Origin of the sequence: Bacillus swezeyi (assembly GCF_030908325.1) — a bacterium.
Taxonomy (GTDB): domain Bacteria; phylum Bacillota; class Bacilli; order Bacillales; family Bacillaceae; genus Bacillus; species Bacillus swezeyi.
The window spans coordinates 716,489-740,000 of sequence record NZ_CP133085.1 but is presented as its reverse complement, the minus strand read 5'-3'; the positions used below and the strand labels follow the sequence as shown (position 1 = coordinate 740,000).

The 23,512-nt window shown below is 42.8% G+C and carries 13 protein-coding genes, 2 tRNA genes, 1 rRNA gene and 2 pseudogenes (1 of these 18 only partly in view); 5 read left to right on the top strand and 13 right to left on the bottom strand.

Annotation, left to right across the window (positions count from 1 at the left end; genetic code table 11):
* The 7 genes from RBH91_RS03410 to RBH91_RS03380 all read right to left on the bottom strand — a co-directional run.
* Positions 1-576: ribosomal RNA gene (locus tag RBH91_RS03410) — 16S ribosomal RNA — on the bottom strand (it extends 973 nt beyond the left edge of the window).
* A gap of 96 nt (positions 577-672) precedes the next feature.
* Positions 673-746: transfer RNA gene (locus RBH91_RS03405), tRNA-Gly, on the bottom strand.
* 15 nt (positions 747-761) lie between these two features.
* A tRNA-Arg gene (locus tag RBH91_RS03400) sits at positions 762-838 on the bottom strand.
* Positions 839-1,337: 499 nt separating this feature from the next.
* Entirely contained in the window at positions 1,338-2,759 is a 1,422-nt protein-coding gene (locus RBH91_RS03395) for a sugar porter family MFS transporter (RefSeq protein WP_307893480.1), read from the bottom strand.
* 1,031 nt (positions 2,760-3,790) lie between these two features.
* Positions 3,791-4,429 carry a class A sortase gene (locus RBH91_RS03390; RefSeq protein ID WP_307893479.1) on the bottom strand — a complete coding sequence of 213 codons (639 nt, stop codon included), beginning with the start codon at positions 4,427-4,429 and terminating at the stop codon, positions 3,791-3,793.
* Positions 4,430-4,546: 117 nt separating this feature from the next.
* Positions 4,547-10,468: a SpaA isopeptide-forming pilin-related protein gene (locus RBH91_RS03385; RefSeq protein WP_307893478.1), complete on the bottom strand. Its 5,922-nt coding sequence runs from the start codon at positions 10,466-10,468 to the stop codon at positions 4,547-4,549.
* A 327-nt stretch (positions 10,469-10,795) separates the two neighbouring features.
* Complete coding sequence (locus tag RBH91_RS03380) at positions 10,796-11,872, bottom strand: response regulator (protein WP_307893477.1); 1,077 nt, start codon at positions 11,870-11,872, stop codon at positions 10,796-10,798.
* Between the two features lie 236 nt (positions 11,873-12,108).
* Between RBH91_RS03380 and RBH91_RS03375 the strand changes: the two are divergent.
* The 3 genes and pseudogenes from RBH91_RS03375 to RBH91_RS03365 all read left to right on the top strand — a co-directional run.
* Positions 12,109-13,983: pseudogene (locus tag RBH91_RS03375) on the top strand (sensor histidine kinase); the annotation flags it as partial.
* Positions 13,984-14,160: 177 nt separating this feature from the next.
* Positions 14,161-15,114 (top strand): histidine kinase, encoded by a 954-nt coding sequence (locus RBH91_RS03370; RefSeq protein WP_307894649.1) that lies wholly within the window; start codon positions 14,161-14,163, stop codon positions 15,112-15,114.
* A 117-nt stretch (positions 15,115-15,231) separates the two neighbouring features.
* A pseudogene (locus RBH91_RS03365) lies at positions 15,232-15,378 on the top strand (NADH-dependent alcohol dehydrogenase); the annotation flags it as partial.
* 45 nt (positions 15,379-15,423) lie between these two features.
* Here the strand turns inward: RBH91_RS03365 and RBH91_RS03360 are convergent.
* The 5 genes from RBH91_RS03360 to RBH91_RS03340 all read right to left on the bottom strand — a co-directional run bounded on the left by RBH91_RS03360 (position 15,424) and on the right by RBH91_RS03340 (position 20,752).
* Positions 15,424-16,650, bottom strand: coding sequence for a Bcr/CflA family efflux MFS transporter (locus RBH91_RS03360; protein WP_307893476.1), 1,227 nt, complete (start codon positions 16,648-16,650; stop codon positions 15,424-15,426).
* A gap of 289 nt (positions 16,651-16,939) precedes the next feature.
* The gene (gene arsC / locus RBH91_RS03355) at positions 16,940-17,359 is read right to left on the bottom strand and encodes an arsenate reductase (thioredoxin) (RefSeq protein WP_307893475.1); all 420 of its coding nucleotides are present in this window, start codon (positions 17,357-17,359) and stop codon (positions 16,940-16,942) included.
* Between the two features lie 24 nt (positions 17,360-17,383).
* Positions 17,384-18,682: an arsenic transporter gene (locus RBH91_RS03350; RefSeq protein ID WP_307893474.1), complete on the bottom strand. Its 1,299-nt coding sequence runs from the start codon at positions 18,680-18,682 to the stop codon at positions 17,384-17,386.
* Positions 18,683-18,697: 15 nt separating this feature from the next.
* The gene (locus tag RBH91_RS03345; RefSeq protein WP_307894648.1) at positions 18,698-19,009 is read right to left on the bottom strand and encodes a metal-responsive transcriptional regulator AseR; all 312 of its coding nucleotides are present in this window, start codon (positions 19,007-19,009) and stop codon (positions 18,698-18,700) included.
* Positions 19,010-19,111: 102 nt separating this feature from the next.
* Positions 19,112-20,752, bottom strand: a complete 1,641-nt coding sequence (locus tag RBH91_RS03340; protein WP_307893473.1) for an FAD-dependent oxidoreductase — start codon at positions 20,750-20,752, stop codon at positions 19,112-19,114.
* Between the two features lie 523 nt (positions 20,753-21,275).
* Here RBH91_RS03340 and RBH91_RS03335 point away from each other — a divergent pair.
* Positions 21,276-21,596: an ArsR/SmtB family transcription factor gene (locus RBH91_RS03335; protein WP_275667193.1), complete on the top strand. Its 321-nt coding sequence runs from the start codon at positions 21,276-21,278 to the stop codon at positions 21,594-21,596.
* Between the two features lie 58 nt (positions 21,597-21,654).
* A complete protein-coding gene (locus tag RBH91_RS03330) occupies positions 21,655-22,953 on the top strand; it encodes an NAD(P)-binding domain-containing protein (RefSeq protein ID WP_307893472.1) in 1,299 nt (432 codons plus the stop codon).
* Positions 22,954-22,965: 12 nt separating this feature from the next.
* On the opposite strand, the gene RBH91_RS03325 is transcribed toward RBH91_RS03330, so the two are convergent.
* On the bottom strand, positions 22,966-23,466 hold the full coding sequence (locus tag RBH91_RS03325) for an arsinothricin resistance N-acetyltransferase ArsN1 family A (RefSeq protein ID WP_307893471.1): 501 nt from the start codon (positions 23,464-23,466) through the stop codon (positions 22,966-22,968).
* Positions 23,467-23,512 lie beyond the last annotated feature (46 nt).

Here is a 23,512-nt window from a genome sequence, read left to right as displayed (position 1 = left end):
GCCCAATAATTCCGGACAACGCTTGCCACCTACGTATTACCGCGGCTGCTGGCACGTAGTTAGCCGTGGCTTTCTGGTTAGGTACCGTCAAGGTACCGCCCTATTCGAACGGTACTTGTTCTTCCCTAACAACAGAGCTTTACGATCCGAAAACCTTCATCACTCACGCGGCGTTGCTCCGTCAGACTTTCGTCCATTGCGGAAGATTCCCTACTGCTGCCTCCCGTAGGAGTCTGGGCCGTGTCTCAGTCCCAGTGTGGCCGATCACCCTCTCAGGTCGGCTACGCATCGTCGCCTTGGTGAGCCATTACCTCACCAACTAGCTAATGCGCCGCGGGTCCATCTGTAAACGGCAGCCGAAGCCGCCTTTTATGATTGAACCATGCGGTTCAATCAAGCATCCGGTATTAGCCCCGGTTTCCCGGAGTTATCCCAGTCTTACAGGCAGGTTACCCACGTGTTACTCACCCGTCCGCCGCTAACCTAAGGGAGCAAGCTCCCGTCGGTCCGCTCGACTTGCATGTATTAGGCACGCCGCCAGCGTTCGTCCTGAGCCAGGATCAAACTCTCCATGAAGTTTGATAATGACTACGCACATTCGCATGTGCGATTTATTTAATGAATTAACAGGTACGTTTGTCTTGTTTAGTTTTCAAAGATCATTTCTGAAAATGGAGCGGGTGATGGGAATCGAACCCACGACATCAGCTTGGAAGGCTGAGGTTTTACCACTAAACTACACCCGCGTGGTAAATGTGTTATGGCGCGCCCGAGAGGAGTCGAACCCCTAACCTTTTGATCCGTAGTCAAACGCTCTATCCAATTGAGCTACGGGCGCTTTATCAGGCGACTTAACTATAATACTATGAAAATCAGTTAAAGTCAACAAGTTTTTTTAAAAAGTTCAATGTAAGAATCAAAGCCGTTTCGTTTCAGCCTTATTCATTATACACATTTTAAAGCGTTTGTACACCCTTTAATTTAAAACCTTCAGCTTAAGAGCTGTTTCAAATCAACTGGCGTTTTCCGAAGTGATAACTGCGTTGTTATCAGCGACGAATAATAATATACCATGTACTCTTTTTATAAGTCAACACTTTATTTCGTTTTTTTTGATTCATGATAAATATGTCATATCCCCAGGATGATTATCTTTAACCCCGGCTTTTTATTTTATGTTATTCTTCGCATCCGGCTCCCTCTATCTTCAATAAAAAGATTAACTGCGGTTTCTTCATGGCGACAACATTTTCACAAGGGCATTTAATGAAGTTTTTATTTTATAGAACCTGAAAATGACAAAACAGGATTCTTGACGAACCCTGTTTTTAAAGCTATTATCCGGTGATTTTCGCACTTGTACTATTCTGTACATTTTCAGCCTTGTAGTTGCGGAAATTATGCTCAAGCTGTTCAAGCGTAAGCCCCTTTGTTTCCGGAAGAAATCTTTTCACAAAGGTGATCGAGAGAAGCCCCAGACCAACAAAGATATAGAATGTCGAGGACAGCCCGATCTTATCAAGCAGCACCGGGAATGTAAGGCCGACAAAGAAGTTGGCGATCCATAAACAGAATACGGTAACACCCATACCGAGTCCGCGCAGACGGAGCGGGAAAATTTCTGAAAGCATAAGCCATGTTACCGGTGAAATGGCTCCTTGTTGGAATGCAAGGAACGTTACCGTTAAAGCGAGAACGACATAAGGCAGAGCGGCCGATCCTTGAAGCACGGTTGAGAAAATTCCGATGAGCAGCAGCGCTGATGTTGTTCCTATCAAACCGGTCAAGAGCATAGGCCGGCGCCCTACCTTGCCGAGCAGCCAAATCCCCACGAAAGTCGCCAACACCGAAATGACACCGTTCGCAATATTTCCAATCAGCGCCGCTTTTGTTTCAAAACCGGCATTTTTAAGAATTTCAGTACCATAATACATAATGGAGTTTACACCCGTAACCTGCTGAACGACAGCGATTCCAATTCCGAGAAATACAATTCTGCGAACCCATGGAACCGCAAGATCTTTATATGTCGCTTGCTTTATTTCCGACTCTTTCATGACGGCAGCTTCAATTTCTGTCAGTTCTGAACCGGCGCGCTTTTCTTCACGAATTTTTTTAAGGACGTTTAAAGCGGTTTCATTTTTCCCCTTTGAAACAAGCCAGCGCGGGCTTTCAGGCATTCTTAACATACCGAAGAACAAAAATACCGCCGGTACAGCCGCGATAGCCAGCATGTAGCGCCATACATGAGAGCTGTCGCCCATTGTGGTGCCAAGAATGGCATTGAAAGTGAATGCAAGCAGCTGTCCGCTCACAATCATCAATTCATTTTGGGTAACCATCCGCCCCCTCTTTTCGGACGGAGACATTTCCGCCAAATAAGTCGGCACCGTGACAGACGCTCCCCCTACAGCAAGCCCCAGTAAGAAGCGCGAAAGAACCATAACGGTTACATTTGGTGCAAGGGTGCAGCCAAGGGTAGCGAAAAAGAACAGCACAGCAAGTAAAATAATGTTTTTGCGGCGGCCGATATAATCGGACAGCCTCCCTCCAAATACAGCTCCGAGTGCAGCACCCAAGAGGAGTGAACTTGCAACAAGGCCTTCTGTAAATGCAGTTAAGTTGAGCTGATCCCCCTCAGCCATGTATGGCAAAGCACCGTTGATGACCCCTGTGTCATATCCAAAGAGAAGCCCGCCGAAGGTCGAAACTAAAATAATGGTACTTAAAAATGACTTTTGATTTCCCTGTTCATTCATGTCTATTTCCCCCGCCTTTGTACACAATGTTTTATAAATCGTTTATTTCCAAAGGTTTTCGAAGTCCTGATCGCCAATCAGCCATCCCTAATCTTTAAAATCTCTATAATAAGTTCAATGTATAAAGCCATCAGCTATGGTCAAACTCTGTATCGATTCACCAAAGAAACCTCCCCTTCATTATTGGAAAATTGAAATTTTTCATCCCAAAGAAAGACACACATTTCAATGCTGGAGAATGATGGACAACGAGTAAATGTGAAAATTTTGGAATCGCTTTCATTTCACGCCTTATCTAAGCACACCCATTCTTATTCATTGTTATGTTGTAGTTACATTTTTGTTATGTTTTTGTTATGTCTGATATTATCATAATTTTAAAAGCGCTTTCAGTCAACAAAAATTTCAGAAAATTATTCTTAAAATTTGTTATTAACACGTCTAAAAATAAGTAATATCAGGGATTCATCCCGTTTTCACATCATTTATTTTATCATTCAAAAATTTCCGTAGAATGATCTCGTTTTTGTTAGGTTATAGTTATGTTTTTGTCACTTGTTTGTGATCTCTCATATGGACTTCACGACAAAAAAAAATACCAAGGGTGCCAGACCCCTGATATTTTTTATGACGAACAGCCTGAACTGCTTCCCGCTAGTGAGCAGGAATCCAGTTTCCGTGGAAAGCGAGAGGCACCCGGTGATCAAGCTTGATTCTTGTGTCCGGATCATCATCGAAATCGGGCAGCCTCAAGTATGACTATCTCACTTGCATTTCGCTCCGGATCATACCCTACCGCTCACTTCCAGTCGTCATCTATATAATGCTTTGTCATCACGCATGAAAAAACAAGTGCCCCCAAGTGAATGAGGGCGCCTCGACAGTCTATAATTACCAAGCTTTCCATTTTATCTGCCGCCTCGGTCTGAAAAGAGTTCAAACCTTTATCGACAAGGATTTTTCACGCTTTCGAGAACCGCCTGAATCAGAACAAAGCTTCATAGCACACCAATAAAACTGTTAACGCGCCTTTATTTTACATGAACAGCAACATCAATTAATTTTCCTTTAACCGCGAGGCGCCCTTCGGTTCTCTCTGCTTTGTCACATGTGATCAGTGTAACTTCCTTTTCTTTTGTCTCCTGGATCACATCTGCATCCATTTCTGAAATCACTTTTTTGGATGTCACAGTATAGATGTAGTCTTTTTTAAAATCTGTGATCACAATCCTTGCCCCTTTTTTAATCTTTAACAGAGGTCCGAACAGGAGGTTCTTCTGCCTCATATGATGGCCTGCCAACGGATAGTTTCCCTCGCCCATTTTCTGATCTGGCCGCATTGTGGCTGCCCCGCTCAGCAGATTTTGATTGGTTGTGCCTTTTAATATCGGAAGCTCCATTTCGACACTGCTAATGGATATCCGGCCGATGACCGCTTTCGGCTCGCGATCAAAGCCTGCTTTTAATGTTTCGAAAAAAGAAGGCGGCTGAATCGCATCGAATTCAAATAATGCCTTTTCTTCATTATTTTTTTGCGCTTGCGCCGCAGTCAGTTCCGTCTTATTCTGACTATTACTAAGCCAGCTGATGATGCTTTCTTTTATGAAAGGAGAAAAGATGAGCAGCAGACCTGATAGAACAAGGACCGCAATGATCACTTTTTTATACATGGAGAAAATCCCTTCCTTATGATTAATGACCAAAATGAGCTCTTTCTGGCGGGGGCTGTTTTTTCTAAAAAAAAGCACCTGACCGTATCTTCAATGATCAGGTGCAAAAACATTTAACTACGCCTTTCTTTGTTTCTTTCTTGAGACAAAAGCCAAGGCTCCGCCTGCTAAGAGCAGCAGAATGCCGATCATGATTGGCATCATGCTGTCCGTATCACCGGTTTTTGGAAGGTTTTTGTCTGATTTCAAATGACTGCTTGTGTCATCGGTTTTAGAATCATGTCCGTCTTCCTTCAAATTGTCATCCGTTGTGTCTTTGCCAAGCTCTGGCGTTTTTAATTTTTCATTATGAGCAATGATCTCGACTGCTTTTGACTGTCCTTTTTCAATGACGAATGGAAGCGGAGTTTCATCCAGTTTATAGCCATCGGGCGCTTTCGTTTCGATCAATTGGTAGCGCCCGGGCGCCAATCCTTTTACGGTGAACTGTCCGTTCTTATCCGTTTTCCAGACTGATGGCAGTTCTTTGCCGTAGCCGTCAGCTTTTACAGGCTGGCCGCTGGAATCCAAAAGCTTGAATTCAGCTCCCTCCAAAACGGTATTTTTATCGTTTCGATCCACTTTTGTCAGTATCACGTCGCCTGGTGTCAATTGGTTCTCTGCGGTGATTTCCACTGATTTTGTATCGGTATTTTTGATCTTGAACGGTATTGGTGTTTTATCCAGATCGTAATTCTTAGGTGCCTCTGTTTCAACAAACTGGTAGTCGCCCGGTTTGAGGCCGTGCAATGTGATCTGCCCTTTATCATCGGTGGTCAAGCCTGCTTTCAGCACCTTGCCGTTTCCGTCTGTCAAGTTGAATGTCGCACCTTGAAGAACGGCGTCTTTGTTGTTCTCATCCACTTTTGTCAGCACAACACTGTTTTTCGTGTTGACGGCCGTTAATTCAACCTGCTCCGGCTTGCCGTCGTGTTCAGACTGGATCGCGAATTGTACTGGGCTGGTTGACAGAAGATAGCCGTCAGGCGCCTGTTTTTCAACAAATTGATAACTTCCCGGCGCTAATCCGGCGGCCTCAATTTTGCCGCCTTCTTTTGATACCAGATCGTCTCTGACTGTTTTTCCATTATTGTCAACGATTTTGAAAACAGCACCGTCTAATCCTTTTCCGTCTTGATCTTCTTTCGTCAAAAGAACGGAGCCTTGATAATTAACCGCAATGCCAGCGTTCGCCGATTCCGGTTTTCCTTCCGCTGATTCGGAGATTGTAAACTCAATCGGCTCGCTGTTCAATACAAATCCGGCAGGGGCTTTCGTTTCCACAAAAGCATAGCGTCCCGGCGCGAGGTCTGAAGCCGTCACGTTCCCGTCTTCATCTGACGTCAGTTTCTCTTGGACGATTTTCCCTTCCTGATCCACAAGCTTAAATACGGCGCCCTCAAGTTTATGGCCTTCGCCATCTTCTTTCGTCAAAAGAACGGAACCTTTGTAATTTACCGCAACGCCGGCATCTGCCGATTCCGGTTTTCCTTCCGCTGATTCGGAGATTGTAAACTCAATCGGCTCGCTGTTCAATACAAATCCGGCAGGGGCTTTCGTTTCCACAAAAGCATAGCGTCCCGGCGCGAGGTCTGAAGCCGTCACGTTCCCGTCTTCATCTGACGTCAGTTTCTCTTGGACGATTTTCCCTTCCTGATCCACAAGCTTAAATACGGCGCCCTCAAGTTTATGGCCTTCGCCATCTTCTTTCGTCAAAAGAACGGAACCTTTGTAATTTACCGCAACGCCGGCATCTGCCGATTCCGGTTTTCCTTCCGCTGATTCGGAGATTGTAAACTCAATCGGCTCGCTGTTCAATACAAATCCGGCAGGGGCTTTCGTTTCCACAAAAGCATAGCGTCCCGGCGCGAGGTCTGAAGCCGTCACGTTCCCGTCTTCATCTGACGTCAGTTTCTCTTGGACGATTTTCCCTTCCTGATCCACAAGCTTAAATTCAGCTCCCTTAAGCTTATGGCTTTCGGCATCTTCCTTCGTTAATTGGACACTGCCTTTATAATTGATCAATGTGCCCAAATCCACGTCAGGCACTTGATTCTTGTCATTCTTTGTTACTGAGAAGTTGATCGGTTGTGTATTCACAATATAACCTGCAGGGGCTTTCGTTTCGATTAAACGATAGTCGCCGGCTGGCACACCCTCTATATCAACTTTTCCTAGTTCATCGCTTTTGATATTCGTGCGTATCGTAGTAAAGGTGCCGTCGCTGAATTTTTTCTCCAGCTTGAAAACAGCTCCTCTCAAAGGATTTTTTTGTTCATCTCTTTTGATAAGCGTCACCTTGTTCTTGTAATTAATGACTTTGTGCAGCGCACCTGAGCTGGAGGAATTGCTGTCTATCTTAACAGAGACTCCGTTTGCGTAGGCATTGCTGATGGTATATCCGTCTGGCGCCTTCGTTTCTTTTAATACATAGGTGCCGTAGCGGATATTTCCGAACGTAATCATTCCATCGGCATCTGTCGTTCCTGTACGCAGGAGCTGCTTGTTGTCTTTGGTCCACAATTGAAAATCGGCTCCTGAAAGAGGTGTATCGTCCTTCCCTGTTTTAAAGATGGTCAGGCTTCCTTTTTCTCCTGAACCGGAACCGCCTCCGCTTGAAATAGCGACAAAGACTGAGCTTCCGTTTTCCTGAGTCTGTTCCTGAACATTTGTTCCGGAAATTGACACTTTGTTGCTGACGTGGCCGCTCGTGCCGGCTATATTAATCAGGGAACGATATTGAATAACATAGGCGCGGTCTATTTGCTTGTAACTGCCTATAAATTTCAGGATAAATGATTGTTCCCCCGTTGCAGAATCGGTTGTGATGTCTAGCGTATAATCCTTGTCTTTCTGGAGCTGCACTTGATCTGCAACAAGATTTCCGCTGCTGTCCTTAACAACGCCCTTTTCATCATATTTGGCTTGATACACTTTAAAAGAATCTGCATCTAATATTTGGTTTTCATCCGGAGTGTCAGTGACTTTGACATCATTCAGCGTCGACTGGCTGGAGTTGACATTGATGTTCCAATCGACATAGCCGCCATCCTGTTTACCGCCTTTGAATATCAGGTTTCCGCCGTTTGCGACCGAAACAGAGCCTGTCAAGGTACGGTCGGAATGGCCGTCATTATGGTACGTCGCCTTGTTTGTGTACTGACTTTGATCAATGACCTGCCCTTTAAGCGATGTTTTAAATTCAATGAGATATGGTACAGAATCGTCTGTTTTAAGGTGTACGGTCAATGTATGATCATTGTCGGCCGACGGCTCTTCCACATCGTATTTGGAAGGGTCAAGCGTGTCTCCTTCTGTGATGGAGCCGTTTTTGTTGATCGAATAGCTCTTCACCACAATCGAACCCGGAACAAATTGCTGGTTATCTGTTATCGAATCTTTAATATAAGGATTCTTTGAAGGTTCGCCATTATAGTTGATACCGATTTTCCAGGTGATTTCTTTTGAAACAGCGTTATATGAGCCGTTTTTGAATCCATTATGAGAGGTCTGATGATTCGGTGTAAAACCGCTCGACTCTTTGTTCGTGCGTTCATCGCCGCTATGATCAGTCCATGCTGACTCAGCCGTATTCTTAATAGATTCGTTGGAAAAATCAGCATTGATTTTTGTCGTATAGGTGATCTTAAACTGACTGTTTGTTTTCGCATAATCCCCGATGAATGCCAATGTAAAGCCTTCGTGATCGGGCTTTTTTGTCAATGTATAATCTTTGCCCTCTTGCAATGTTTCGTTCTTGGTTGTGTCTTGAATGTTGAATGAGCCGTCAATGAGCGTCAGCCCTCCGCTGTCAAATTGATCATTCAATGTCCAATTATTCATTGTATAGTTGTTCTTATTAATGGTAATTGTCCAGTCGACGGTCTTATTCTCATAATCAAGGTTTGAATAACCTTTTATCAGGTTCTGCTGGATAGCAGTGCCCGAGTCTTCCTTCGATTCCCCTGTTCCTGTCACCGCAGTGTTGGTGTACTTTGTAGATTTATCAATGATCACTCCGCTGTTGACCTGGGTTTGATAAGTGATTTTGTAAGCTCCGGTGACCGTTTTATTAAATTGAACTTCAAAGCCGTTCCCGTTGTCGGCCAGCGTATAGTCCGCACCTTCCTCTAAAGGGGCTCCGGCTTGCTCGCTGCCGTTCTGGCTAAATGTAATCGGAATGACCTTCAAGGAATCTGAAACGAGATGCAAATCATTGGAACCAAACGTGTCCGTGATACTGGCCTTGGATTGCTCGATCTTTTTCTCTCCATAGTTGTACAAAACAGCCCAGCTGAACGTTTGTGAATCGCCTTTGTAGCCGGTCGAGGATTTTTCGAGCATTTTTCCATAATTGGCCGTGACGGAAGCTTCTGCAGAAATTGATTCCAGATTATCTCCGCTGAATGATGCCTTGTTCGTCAACGTTACATTTCCGCCTTCGCCAGGCTTTGCACTATTATCAATGTCTGTTTCGTATACGAGGCGATAGGCTGAATCAATGGTTCCATCGAATGCGACGTTTCCATCTGCGTCTACACTGTATCCTGAAGTCACTTCACTTCCCTGGTTTACTGATCCATCAATGTTAACATCCAGTTGATAAACTGTTACTGAACGATAGATCAATCCGTCTGGAAGGCTTTCGGTGAGTTTAGCATTTGTGACTTGATCCAGTTTTTTATTGACATCGACCGTCCATGTTGCTTTACCGGGGTTGATGCCTTTATCCAAAGTCCCTGATTTATCAATGGTTTTACTCACATTTGGTTTAAAATAAACCGTTACTTCCGGAGTGTCTGAATTGACCGGGAAGGGTATCTTTTGTGTAGTCGAACCTTTAATGTTTTGCTGATTGAACTGTGTATTGACAAACAATGTCCCTTTGACATTGGAATCTGTTTTGACTTCATCGTTGAAAGTCATCACAACATGACCGCTTTTATCAATTGTAAAAGAACCATAAGCGGTGTCGCCGCCGATCAATGGCTGGTCAGTAATGTCGTTATGCATGATAAATTCCTTGGGCAAATCAAATGCATATTGATCGCCGGCGTTGATTGTTTTGCCCAACTCATCCGGAATAGCCCAGGTCATTGTAATTTTGGCCGGAGAATTCGTGCTGGCACGATTGCTTTGGTCATAGGGATTTCCTTTCTCATCCGTCAATGTTACGCCGGTTAATATATTTTGCGTAATTTGATTTCCTTCAGACTCAAGGCTGCTGACAGCCGATGTACTTGAAAATGCTGCCGCCCGTGAATCGCCGCTCTTAGCGTCTGCAGATGGTTTTGATTCTGCCTCTTCTTGATCCTGGTCGGCTGAAGAATGAGATTTGTCATCTGTTCCTGCCTGATCGTCCGCAGGTTCTGCAGAGTCGTTTTTAGGCGTTTCTGATTCGGAACCCGATGTCTCACCTGCCTTCACTGGAATGATCACCTGCTGCGTCTTTCCGGCGCCCAGATGAAAAAGAGCTGTTACCGTTTTTGTATCGTCTTTCACATCGGCGGCAAATTTCGCCGACAGTGTGATGGCCCCTTTTGCATCAGCAGAATCAGCAGCTGCACTGTTCAATTTCACCGTCAGAGTGTTGTCGCTTGCAGTCACTTTATAGCTGCCGATGACCTGTTCAGCCGTTTTCACATCACCTGCGGCATCCTTATCAAATTCAAAACTTTTAGGGATCTCTACTGTGATGTCTTTGCCGATGATCGCTTCTTCATTGTTTTTTAATGACCATTCGTATGTGAGCGTCACTTTATCCCCTGGCGTTAATGCTGGTTCGTCGCCCTTTGACCCGTCAACAGCTTGATCGCTGCCGTTTTTGATTGTCACTGAATCGAAGAGTTGACTGTCACTTGCTGACGTGCCGGCAGCCTCTGATTTAAGCGTAAAGCCGAGAACCTGGCTGAAAACGAAAATCAGCGTAAAGCAAGTGATCAAAAATGTCTTTAGCCTTCTGCTTTTTTTTAGGCCGAGCGGAAATTTTCTCGATCTCAAATTCTTATTCCTCCCCTTTTATATTATTTTTTGCGTGCCGATAGATTCACGAGTCTAGAGATCTCACGGCCTCCTCCCTGAAAATATCTATATCTGCCGAATGATTGGCTTTCGAAATAATTGCTATATGTTTAGCGGCGGTCATCAAGATTGGCCCCGGTATGAGGTTTTTTTGTCCTCTCGTTTGCCAGCTGTTATCATCCGAACCAAACTTCATTGTATGAAATGGAACTATACAATTTCTGTACATTCCAAATGGACTGATTGAATATCCGGTAATACCGCATAAAAAAAGACCGGCTCAGCCGGTCTGGTCGTGTTCATTCTTCAGTTCATCTTATCTTTCGTTCGCTTGTAACGCTCATATTCCTTTATCGCTTCTTCTACATTCCCGGTTTTATTAAATAACTGTATCTTGTATTGCATCATTTTATGATCACAAGGTTCAATTTTCTCAACTTGCAGGCATATGTCCACTGCTTGATGGTAGTTCTTTTCATGAATGAGGAAATCGATCAGTTCATAAGCCTTCCCAAGCCACATCTGAGCAAGCCGCGTCTTTTCCGGTTCTGCCCACAGATAGCCGTGCTCCATAAAGTAATGGTTTTGGTATGACATTAACATATCCATGTGCCGGTTTATTGTAGCTGCAGTGATAGGAGGAGCCTCTATCAAAGACTTTTCCCATTCAACAACATCAACTTTTACGTCGGACATCCGCAGGACATACCCTGTGTCGGTCTTCTCGATTGATTGGCTGAAAGGAAGCCGTCCGATTAATTTTCGTATTTGGTAAATCGCTGAGTAAAGCTGGGTACTTGCTTTGGAAATATCATGATTGGTCCAAAAAAGGTCGATCAGCATGTCTTTACTGACCACATGACCTTGATGATGGAGCAAATAAGCGTAAATTTCGCGGGCTTTGGACGTTCTCCACTTGACTGGTATGTATGTTTTGACACCCTCTACTGTTTGATGAAACTGCAGGTTCCCAAAACATTGGATGAAAAAATTTCCCCCGGCATTTTCTGCAGAAGCCCTAAGCATGCTGTTCTCCCTGATTCGTTCAATCGTCTTCACCAGCCGAACGGCATCAACGGGTTTCAGCAAATAATCAACGGCATTCAATTCAAACGCTTTTATCGCAAATTCATTGTAGGCCGTGATAAAAACAACTTGGATGTTTTCATTCATCGATTGGATCGCTTCAGCAAGCTCAATGCCGTTTATCCCGGGCATTTCAATATCAAGAAACACCACATCTGCGTCCTGGATCGCCGGATGCTCCCGAACTTCAACCGGATCTTGGAACGTTTCAATGGATTGAAAGAAATTTGTTCGTTCAAGCATATATTTAAAATGAATCAGTGCCAGTTCCTCGTCATCAACAATTAATGCTTTCACGAAACATCCCACCCCATCTGAAAATGATTTTTATTATATCATGCCTAACTGCCCGTTTAGTTGGATCTTTTTCTCTCTTGTAGTTTTTTAACATTTATGATTACAATATTCGTGTTGATGAATAGGAATTTAGTAGTGGTTTATTAGTTGATTTTGAGTAAGGGGTGCTGATTTTGAAAAAGACATTCGTTCTATTTTCGATTATTTTCGGTTATGCGGCCTTCTTTTTTATTTTCATGGCCATTAATCATTTGTCCGGGTCAAAACTTCCTGAAGCACAGCAGGGGATCATGAATCTGAAAAACTGGGATTTTCAGAAGGATGGGAACGTAAAGCTGAACGGAAAGTGGACATTATATCCAAATCAGATTCTGTCACCAAAAGCACTCCATTCAGGAAAAGGGAAAAATCCCATATTCGTCGATGTCCCCAGCAATGTGAAATTGATCGAATCGGGAATCAAGGTGGATTATGGAACGTACAAGCTGACGATCCAATCGAATCAAGACAATCAGATTTTTGGGATCAGCACCTCATTTATTTACAGTTCAAATCGCATCTATCTCAATGGACAATTAATCGGACAAAGCGGCAGCCCCTCAAGCAAAGCGAATTTCACGGCGCAAAACAGACCGTATACGAGCTTTTTCACGATTCACAGGGGGAATAATGAACTCGTTCTGCACTTCTCGAATTTTGGAAAAGTGCCGGGATGGGGTATCGCAAAACCGATCACTTTTGGGACACAGGAGCAAATATTACGGGAAAACAAAATTTCCTTTCTTAATGATTCTATCATGATTACAGCTTTTTTCATCACCGGCTTATATTTTCTGGGCTTTTTCCTGCAAAGAAGAAAGGATAAGCATTTATTGTTTTTTTCTGTGATGTGTCTTCTTTTTTCGATCATCATTCTTTTGGTCGGGAAAGAGCGGATTATATTTCTCCTCTATCCATCTATTTCATTTTCATTGCTAAACTCTTTGAGGGCGATCACTACGGTGCTTGTCAGCATTGCGGTTTTTCTCTATCTTTATTTTGCCTACAGAGAGATTGTTTCAAAGAAATTTATACTTGTGGCGATTGTCTTCTCCGGATTGATTTTGATCACAGATTTTATGTCGGTGGGTTTCATTGACCAACTCTCATACAAATTACATTCCGTTCTTGCCGTTACGACTCTGATTTATATTACTTATATTTTTACGATTGCTGCGCTTCGAAAAATGAAAGGCAGCCTGTATCTTACCATTGCTTCTATATCGATGAGCGCATTTGTGATATTAACGACCATCTCTGCTTACAGCGGCAGAACGGTCTTTTCATTCAATTCGATCTATTCATTGCCATCAATCATCGCTTTGCTGGCGGCCGTTCTTCTGATGGCACAGCAATTTGCCGGCGCTTTCCGCGAAAATGAAGTCCTGTCCTGGAAACTGCTCAAGATTGACCGATTAAAGGATGAGTTTATTGCCAAAACATCGCACGAATTTAAAACGCCGCTGAACAGCATTATTAATATATGTCAGACGCTACTAGCCGGTAAGCGACATAAAACGATAGAAGAAGAAAAAGATAATATGCAGCTGGTCATCCGCATGGGCTATAGATTGTCAGATTTGGTGAATGACATTCTGGATTTGGAAAAAATGAAACAGGGCACACTTCAAGTTCACCCGGTTCCTGTCGATATTTATTCGACGATTGGTACGGAAATGGACTTCTACCGGCTTTTGTCTAGAAATAAAAATCTGAGCATTGTTCATCACATTCCAGCCGACCTTCCTCCCGTTTTCGCCGATGAAAACCGGTTTCGGCAAATCATGACCAATCTGATAGACAATGCAATTAAATATACGCAAGAGGGGCAGATTACGATCTCTGCTGCCAGAATAAACGAGAGTATGGTGAAAATGACGGTAGCCGATACCGGAGTCGGCATACCTGAGGCTGTCCGCCACATCATATTTGAATCTTTTCAGCAGGCGGAAAACCATAAAGACGACGGGGCCGGTCTAGGCCTAAGCATTGTCAAACAGCTGGTTAAGCTCCAGAACGGAGACATTTGGGTAGAATCGGAAGCAGGGAAAGGATCGGCATTCCATTTCACATTGCCAGTTGCTCATCATGATTCTTTGCCTGGCGCAAAGGAGGGGCTGCCTGAATTACAATCCGCCAGGGATATATCGGATCTCTCTGTGAGTACGCCATATTATTCTAAGAAAATAGAGGCTGCCACTGTTCTGATCGTCGATGATAACATAGAGAGTTTAAAAATTTTAGCCGATATGCTTGAAGGCGTTCCTTATAACGTGATCGCAGCAAAAAACGGAAAGGAGGCATTGGAAGTGGTCTCCCGCGCGAAGCTTGATCTGGTGATTTTGGATCTGATGATGCCGGATATGACCGGTTTCGAAGTCTGTATGAAAATCCGTGAACGATTCAGCATGGTCGATCTTCCGGTTCTTATCATGACAGCAGCTATCATCGACCATGACAAGTACAAGGCTTTTCATAGCGGAGCGAACGACATTTTGCAAAAACCTTACAATTACTCTGAATTTGTGGCGCGCATTAAAAATCTGATCATGATGAAACATACGGCGAATCAAGCGACAAATATAGAAATGGCATTTCTCCAGTCGCAGATCAAGCCCCACTTTCTTTACAACGTATTAAACACGATTATTTCTCTCAGCCATTTGGATATTGAAAAAGCGCGGGAGGTTACCGCTGAATTTACCAACTACTTAAGAATGAGTTTTGATTTTCAAAATACATCTGCCGTCAGTTCATTCAGGAATGAGCTTTCTATTGTCAACTCCTATCTTTCTATCGAAAAAACGCGTTACGGCGATCGGCTGGAAATCCTTTTCGATATTGAACAAGACATTGACTTTATGCTTTCGCCTTTAATGATTCAGCCCTTGGTGGAAAATGCCGTCCATCACGGCATCAGCAAAAAAAGAGGCGGCGGCTGGATCAAGCTGACAGCAAAAAAAGAAAGCGAAAACCAGTATTTCATCAAGGTAGAAGATAACGGAATCGGCATGACGCCGGATAAAATAAAAGATGTCTTGTCTTCGAATGTCGATGGCAGCGTCGGCCTCAAAAATATCAATCGGCGGCTGAAGCATTTCTGCGGAAGCGAACTGAAAATACAAAGCGCTCCTGATGTAGGCACCGCTGTCTCGATGATCATTCATATCAATGAAACTTCGAGCGAACATATGAAACGTTAGTGATGATAAAACTATGATCAAATAGTTGCTCTGCTTGCCGATAAAGCCGTTTTTAACCGGGTTTCTCGGCAAGCTTTTTTAATTGAAATATGGTCAGACAGATGCCCCTAAAAAGACGCCCAACTGGCCGATTATGATATTGGAGAAGAAAAACTCGAGCTGATTGCCGACATCGCCGCTAAAGAAATGGAGCACGGAGGGTTCGGCAACTTCCAAAAATTAAATAAGAATGACGTTCTTACCATTCTTCGTGCGTCACTATAACAGGAAAGGACGGAATCGATTGATTCCGTCCTTCTTCAAAATCCATCAGCTTTCACTTATTCCGGCCTGCCTCTCCTCCGCCTTTTCCTTTGTCAATGTGAAAAAGGCGACAGCCCCGATAACAGATGTGATAAACATGATCGCTCCCATCGGAATGGCTGTCGTTTCATTCATGCCAACGAGAGGTGAAACGATTGAACCGAGCAGCAATGGAAGCATTCCGAGCATTGCACTTGCACTGCCCGCGCGGTGCCCCTGGTTTTCCATAGCCAGTGTAAAGGTGCTTGTCAGGGTCATTCCAATAGTGATCATATAGATAAAGATAGAGATGACAAGCGTTGCAAGCGGCCCTTTAATCATTGTCATCGTCAGCAGGACGGATGTCGCAATTAAAGCCGTAATGACCGCCATCCGCAGCAGTTTCCTCTCATGAATCATTCCCCCGAAGCGCCCGATGATAAAACTTCCTGAAATAATGGCGAGACCATTAATGCCGAACAAAACACTGAAAACTTGAGGTGACACCCCATAGATATCCTGGTATACAAAAGGTGTTCCAGATACATATGCAAAGCTTCCGCCATGAATGAAACCGACAGTCAATGCATAGCCAATGAAAGACCTGTCCTTCATCAAACTGCCCATCGTCTTGACGGACGAACCGATTGAACTTGGAATCCGTTTTTCCGGCGGCAATGTTTCTGTCAATCTCAGCGAAATAATGAGAACAAGGAAGAATCCGATCAATGTTAACGTATAAAAAATCGTATGCCATGTAGCGAACGGCAATAGCAAAATGGCGCCCCCCGTCATCGGCGCGACCATAGGCGCGACAGCAGTGATGACCATTAAAAGCGAGAAAAATTTCGAAAGCTCACGTCCGGTAAACACATCCCGCACAATCGCGCGTGAAAGCACAATTCCCGCCGAGGCGGTAAATCCTTGTAAAAAACGGGCCAGCACTAATGTCCCGATATTCGGTGAAAGCGCGCAAAACAGCGAAGACAGCGCAAATAAGGAAATCGAAATTAATAAAGGTTTACGCCTTCCTTTCGCATCACTGACCGGTCCAATAATAAGCTGGCCGATAGTGAGCCCGATCAGACAGGCCGTTAAACTAAGCTGTACAAGTGAAGCACCGGCAGACAAATCGTCAGCAATTTCGGGAAAGCTTGGCAGATACATATCTATATTAAGAGGGCCCAGTATTGCCAGCATGCCAAGAAGAAAAGCCAATGACAAACGTTCTTTCCCAGTTGGATTATGAAGCATAACATATCAAAACCTTTCTCTTTCAACCTAGCATAAAACGCCAGTTTATTGACTCAGTCAACAAAGCATTTGTATATTGTACCATATTTTTTGAACAGTGAAAGCTGATTAAAGAAGACAAATCCAAACATGAAAATCCCACCACTTAAAAGTGTTGGGATAATTTTTCACCGTTCAATAAAGAATGAACTGATTTTATTAACAGCAGCTATCTTCCCCGCCTTATAGAATCAGTCACTTATATAAAAACTCAAAGCAAAGCCGAGTTTTTTCCTCAGCTCATGTTATTTTACTTTCCGTTCTCTGCAAACCTCTTTATTCTTTCTCCGATTTCGTCGCGCACCCTTTGGAAAAATGCCCATTTTTCTTGCTCTGTTCCTTGTGCTTTGGCGGGATCATCAAAGCCCCAATGCTCACGCTTTACATGCGGAGGAGTCATTGGACATTTATCTGCAGCATCGCCGCAAAGGGTAACGACTAAATCTGCATGGTTTAGAATATCAGAATCGATGATGTCTGATGTTTGACCCGAGATATCAATACCTGTTTCCATCATGGCTTTTACGGCATTCGGATTTAATCCATGCGCTTCGATTCCGGCGCTATAAACATTCCACTCCTCTCCAAGGTGTTTTTTAGCCCAACCTTCAGCCATCTGACTGCGGCAAGAGTTTCCGGTACATAAAAAGTAAATTGTTTTCTTCGACATTTTCATCTTCTCCTTCAAATAAGTTTAATGAATGATCAGCAGCCAAATATAAAGACCGGCAAGCGTAATGAAGAGGGTTGGAATCGTCAATATGATCCCTGTTTTAAAATATGTTCCCCAAGAAATCTTCACACCTTTTTGAGAAAGAACATGCAGCCATAAAAGTGTTGCAAGCGATCCAATCGGGGTAATTTTAGGACCTAAATCAGAGCCGATGACATTCGCATAGATTAGTGCTTCTTTCATGATTCCTTGAGCATCAGTTCCCCCGATTGCCAATGCATCAATCATAACAGTCGGCATATTGTTCATCACCGAAGACAGAATGGCTGCGATGAATCCCATCCCAACGGTACCGGCAAACAGCCCTTGATCTGCTACTGCCTGAATGATATTTGAGAGAACATCTGTTAATCCGGCATTCCTTAACCCGTAAACGACAACATACATTCCGATAGAGAAGAACACAATCGCCCACGGAGCTCCTTTAAGCACCTGCTTTGTCTGCACAGCAGAGCTCTTTTGAGCCATAATGAGAAAAAAGATTGCGATAACACCGGCTATAATCGATACAGGTATTGAAAAAAGTTCACTTATAAAATATCCAACCAAAAGGATCCCTAAAACGATCCAAGATATCCGAAACATCTTCTGATCTTTTATCGCTTCAGCAGGCCTTTTAACATCTGTCATATCATAATGCCTAGGGATGCTTTTTCTAAAGAAAAGATAGAGCACGATAATGCTCGCGGCTAATGAAAAGATGTTAGGAACAATCATTCTGGAAGCATACTCAATAAATCCGATGTTAAAGAAATCTGCTGATACAATGTTTACCAGGTTACTGACAACCAGCGGCAATGATGTGGTATCAGCAATAAATCCGCTCGCAATAATAAAAGGAAAGACCAGTTTCTCTTGAAAATTCAAAGCACGCACCATGGCGAGAACGATCGGCGTTAAAATTAATGCTGCACCATCATTGGCGAATAGAGCAGCAACAACTGCCCCCAATACAGAGACATATACAAACATGCGAAGACCGTTTCCCTTTGCAGCCTTTGCCATATGAAGAGCCGCCCATTCGAAGAAGCCAATGTTATCAAGGATAAGGGAAATAATGATAATAGCTATGAAAGCTAAGGTGGCGTTCCAAACAATCCCTGTAACAGTTATGACATCCTGGAAATCAACAACTCCTGCAATTAAGGCTATAATGGCGCCCCCACAGGCTGACCAGCCGATAGATAAATTTTTCGGCTGCCATATAACCAATATTAAAGTAAGTAAAAAAATGACTAATGCTAAAATAGTTGAAGCCAATTGAATACCCTCCTGCTAACAAGAAACTTGAGTTTCTTTTTGTTTGATGCTTTGTAAAAGTTCATCCTCCTCATCCATTTGATTTAAGATATGCTGGATTGTCTCAAATTCAGGGCATGATCTGTTGATCGAATAAAAACGCCACTGGCCTTTCCTGTCCTCCTTTAGAAAGCCTGCATCTTTTAATTTTCGCAAATGCTGGCTGATTGAAGGTTGGCTCATTTCAAACATATCCACCAATTGACATACACAATACTCTTTTTCAAGAAATAGCTTCATCATCATCAGTCTTGTTTGATCGCTGAGTGTTTTTAAGCAGCGCAGCATGGCATCGCCCCCTAATTTGGTACCGACAGTCAATTTAATCCCTCCTTTGATGCAGTATATAAGTGGAATATTATATATGGACGTATTACTTAAAACCTGTTGTTAATGTTTTATATAACTTTGAAAGTTTTTGTTTCCTCCGGAAAGGTTATAGACTTCTTTTACTCCCATATTGATCAACATATTTTGAGCGGCATTTCCTGTTACCCCACTATTGCAATAAGTAATGGTCGGGAGATCGTGATTAAGATTTTTGGCGATTTCTCGAAGCTGTGACAACGGAATATTGATAGCACCAGGTACGTGTGATACTTTAAATTGCTTTTCAACCCTTGTATCTATGATTTGCAATGCTTCTCCGTTCTCCATTCTTTCAATTAATTCCCCTGGTGTTATTAATCGGTTTTTATTTCGAATTGAGTTATGCAGGGCCATACCAGTATACAGAACAGGATCTTTCGTTGTACTAAATGGCGGAGCATAAGCTAAATCCAAATGGAATAAATCTTCAGCCTTGGCTTTAAAAGTGATGGCTGTAGCAAAAACATCAATGCGCTTATCGACGCCTTCTTCTCCGACAATCTGCACACCAAGAATACGTCCTGTATGTCGATCGGCAACAGCCTTAATCACCAATTCTTTTCCGCCTAAATACTCTGCTTTTGAAGGTTTAATGTTATATAAAATGTCAGTATTATAGCCGTGCTCTTTCGCTTCTTTTTCGGTAAGGCCGGTTTGACCTACAGCTAAGTTAAACACTCTTAAAATGCCTGTTCCTAAAATCCCGCGATGTTCCAAATCACCGCCTGTGATGACATCCCCGGCGATGCGCCCCATTTTATTTGCTGTTGATCCCAACGGTCTGTATAAAGGTTCACCTGTGATGAATGAAATACTTTCGGCCACATCACCAACTGCATATATGTCAGGTGAATTTGTCTGCATTTTGGAGTTTACAGCTACAGCACCTGTTGAACCCAGCTTAATGCCTGCTTCTTCAGCTAATTTTGTATTTGGGCGAACTCCAGTTGCTAAGATCACAATATCTGATTGAATCGACTGTCCAGACTTTGTCGTTACTGATTGATCTTCTATTGATGTTGCTTCTTCATTTAAAAATAATTGAACCCCATGTCTTCGAAGTTCTTCTTCAACCCTGTATGCCATATCTTGATCCAAGTTCGGCATCACTTGGTTGCCTCGTTGAATCATTGTTACTTCCAAGCCTTTATGAGTAAGCTGTTCAGCTATTTCAAGACCGATATAACCTGCACCGATTATCGTTGCTTTTTGAGGGTTTTCTTGCTTCATATATTGGTCAATTGCAGATGTATCTTGTATCGTTCTCACTTGAAATACATGCTCTTTGTGAACGTCAGGAATATTCGGGGTAACCGGTGAAGCGCCAGTTGCCAAAACTAAAGCATCATAAGTATCCATTTTTGTTTTTCCGGTTTCAAGATCCTTAACAACAACTTCTTTCTGATCGGTATTGATCTGGGTAACCTCATGACGAGTGAAAATGTCAACGTTATAGCGGTCTTTAAACCACGCCGCACTTCTTGGTGTCAAGGAACTTAAGTTCTCAACTTCCCCGCCTAAAAAGTAGGGGATGCCGCAAATGGAATAAGAAATGTCATAGTCAGCGTTATAAACTGTTATGTCGATATTTTCGTCATTTCTGCGCGCCTTAGCCGCAGCTGAAGTACCTGCCGCAACAGAACCAATGATGATCATTTTCATGTTGAATGACCTCCGTTTTTAACTTTTTTAATTCATTTCACACCATTATATAAGCGTTTACTTATATTCATGATACATCGATTGATCTACAGAAGAAAAAACCTTTTGGTCCTGTTAGAAAAACAGCTCAAATCCAAATTAGAAATTGCGCCTTTTTATTTTTTCTTAATCATCATTCAATATCACATTAAAATTATCGCTAAATCAAGAACATAAAGCTCTGCTTTACACAAGTCATGAAAGAAAAATGCTCCTTGTTCTTATTTTGGAAAGCCATTCACTTCATGATCCAACGCATAAACAAAAAGAAAAATGAAACATCTCAAACAGACTTCATACTGTTTACCTTGATTTGTACAGCGGAATATTCCCTCTTTAGCGCACATTGTATAATAACAACACGATATAAGTCAATGCTTATATAAGTAATTAAATATATATATCAAAAAAATTGATTTTTTTCTTGCAACCCGTTATGATTAGTTCATCAAAAATATTTGATTAAATAAATGGAGGTTTGCAGTTGCTCAATATACCGCTGGAAAACAAACCATTACATCGTACGTTTCAACATTATGAAAAGAAATTCAAAGCATTATCAGATCAAAAAAGGCTGCACATATTGCATATCCTTTGTGAACGCGGGTCGACTTGTGTCTGCGATTTAATCGAAGATATACAAATGCCCCAATCTAAATTGTCCTATCATTTAAAAATATTATTAGATGCAGATTTAATCCAAAAAGAAACAAAGGGAACATGGAGCTATTATTCCTTGAACGACAGTGAAATTCAGCATCTGCTGTCTGAAGAATTGTGCTGTTTGTTCCGCCCTTCACGCTGAGGAAGGGAATTCTTTTTGAATAATTAATCAAAAAAAATTGATTTATAGGGGGATACATATGAATAACAAAACTTTACCGGTTGCCATTATCGGCGGCGGGCCTGTGGGAACGGCAGCTGCAGCCCATCTCATTTTAAGAAATGAGCCATTTATTTTATTTGAAGAAGGTAAAGATATTGGAACCAATTTTTTAGACTATGGCCATGTCAGGCTGTTTTCACCTTGGGAATATAATATAGATGAAGCAGCAAAAGCGTTGCTAAAGAAACACCATGTTCCACTCCCTGATAAAGATGAACTTCCGCTTGGTGCAGAAATTGTGTCTCGATACTTAAAACCGTTGACCGAACTCCCTGAAATGAAGCCTTATATTCATTTGAAAAGCCGTGTTGTTCATGTTGGAAAAAAGGGCTTTGATAAAACAAAAACAAAAGGCAGAGATCAGTCTCCTTTCATCCTTCACGTCAAGGCTGACAATGCCGAAGAGAAACGATATGAAGCTAAAGCGGTGATCGATGCCACCGGCACTTGGCAGAATCCAAATCCAATAAGCGCTGATGGCATCATCACCGATGAAGAAAAAAGAGCTTTCAAACAGATTTATTATGGAATACCTGACGTATTGAATCGTGATCGCGAACGTTATTTAAATAAAACAGTTGCTGTTGTGGGCAGCGGACATTCTGCTATTCATACATTGTTGGATTTAGCCCGGTTAAAACAGCAAAATGCAAATACCAATATCATTTGGATTTTGAGAAAAGAACAGGTTGCTGAAGCTTTTGGCGGTGAAGAAAATGACCAGCTTTCCGCAAGAGGCGAATTAGGATTGAGGCTGCGCAAAACGTTAGAAAGCGGCTCTATTACAGTTTTTCCTTCAATGTTTATTCAGTCTGTTTCATTCGCTCAAGATGGGAAGCTGCGTATGATCGGCCTCCAGCATCAGCAGCAAAAGAAGCTGGAAAACATCGATGAAATCATAGCCAATACCGGCGCAAGACCTGACTTCCGTTTTTTGAAAGAAGTCCGGCATACGTTTGATCCTGCTTTGGAATGCGTGCCTGATTTAGCTGAATTAATTGATCCCAATATTCACAGCTGCGGCACTGTTCGCCCTCATGGCGAGAAAGAACTAAGACAGCCTGAAAAAAACTTTTATATCATTGGTTCAAAAAGCTATGGAAGAGCGCCGACCTTTTTATTGGCAACAGGCTATGAACAAGCCCGTTCCGTCACTGCACATATTACAGGCGACAAAGAATCCGCCAAAAGAGTCGAGTTGAAATTGCCTGAAACAGGCGTATGCAAGGTGACCTCTCCTTCCTCTGACACCGGGTCTGCCTGCTGCTCTGATTAAAAAAGACAGGTCTCATGAGAGGCCTGTCAGTATTTTCTCCATCGCCATAACGTCTACATAGCGACCGTCTATTTTGCCCTGCTCTTTAAATACGCCAACTTCCCGATACCCCATTGAATCATACAATCCCTGTCCAAGTTTGTTAAAAGGAAAAGTAAATAATACGATTTTATGTATGCCGGATTGAACAGCTGCTTTTTCTATGCTTGATAAAAGAGCTTTGCCTATCCCCTTCCCGCGATAAGAACGGGCAATATAAATCGATAAGTCGGCAACGCCGTCGTATGCACACCGGTGGGAATACCGATTGAGAGAAGCCCATCCAACAATCGCACCGTTGTCTTCTGCCACAAGAACCGTATCCTTTTCAGAACGATTGTGAAACCAATCCGTCATATACTCGATATCTTTTTCACTCGTTTCTAATGTAGCAATCCTGTCTTTTATACCTTGATTATAAATTTCCAAAATGCTCGCTACATCTGCATCTTTTGCAGTTCTAATCCGAATCATTTCCGTCCTCCCCCGTTTTAATCAATACAATGTAAAGCATAAAAAG

Bases quoted from the DNA above. Each gene is read 5' to 3' on its own strand.
- RBH91_RS03395 (WP_307893480.1), bottom strand. From the start codon at position 2,759: ATGAATGAACAGGGAAATCAAAAGTCATTTTTAAGTACCATTATTTTA.
- RBH91_RS03390 (WP_307893479.1), bottom strand. From the start codon at position 4,429: ATGTATAAAAAAGTGATCATTGCGGTCCTTGTTCTATCAGGTCTGCTG.
- RBH91_RS03370 (WP_307894649.1), top strand. From the start codon at position 14,161: ATGCTTGAAGGCGTTCCTTATAACGTGATCGCAGCAAAAAACGGAAAG.
- RBH91_RS03360 (WP_307893476.1), bottom strand. From the start codon at position 16,650: ATGCTTCATAATCCAACTGGGAAAGAACGTTTGTCATTGGCTTTTCTT.
- arsC (WP_307893475.1), bottom strand. From the start codon at position 17,359: ATGTCGAAGAAAACAATTTACTTTTTATGTACCGGAAACTCTTGCCGC.
- RBH91_RS03345 (WP_307894648.1), bottom strand. From the start codon at position 19,009: ATGCTGCGCTGCTTAAAAACACTCAGCGATCAAACAAGACTGATGATG.
- RBH91_RS03340 (WP_307893473.1), bottom strand. From the start codon at position 20,752: ATGAAAATGATCATCATTGGTTCTGTTGCGGCAGGTACTTCAGCTGCG.
- RBH91_RS03330 (WP_307893472.1), top strand. From the start codon at position 21,655: ATGAATAACAAAACTTTACCGGTTGCCATTATCGGCGGCGGGCCTGTG.
- RBH91_RS03325 (WP_307893471.1), bottom strand. From the start codon at position 23,466: ATGATTCGGATTAGAACTGCAAAAGATGCAGATGTAGCGAGCATTTTG.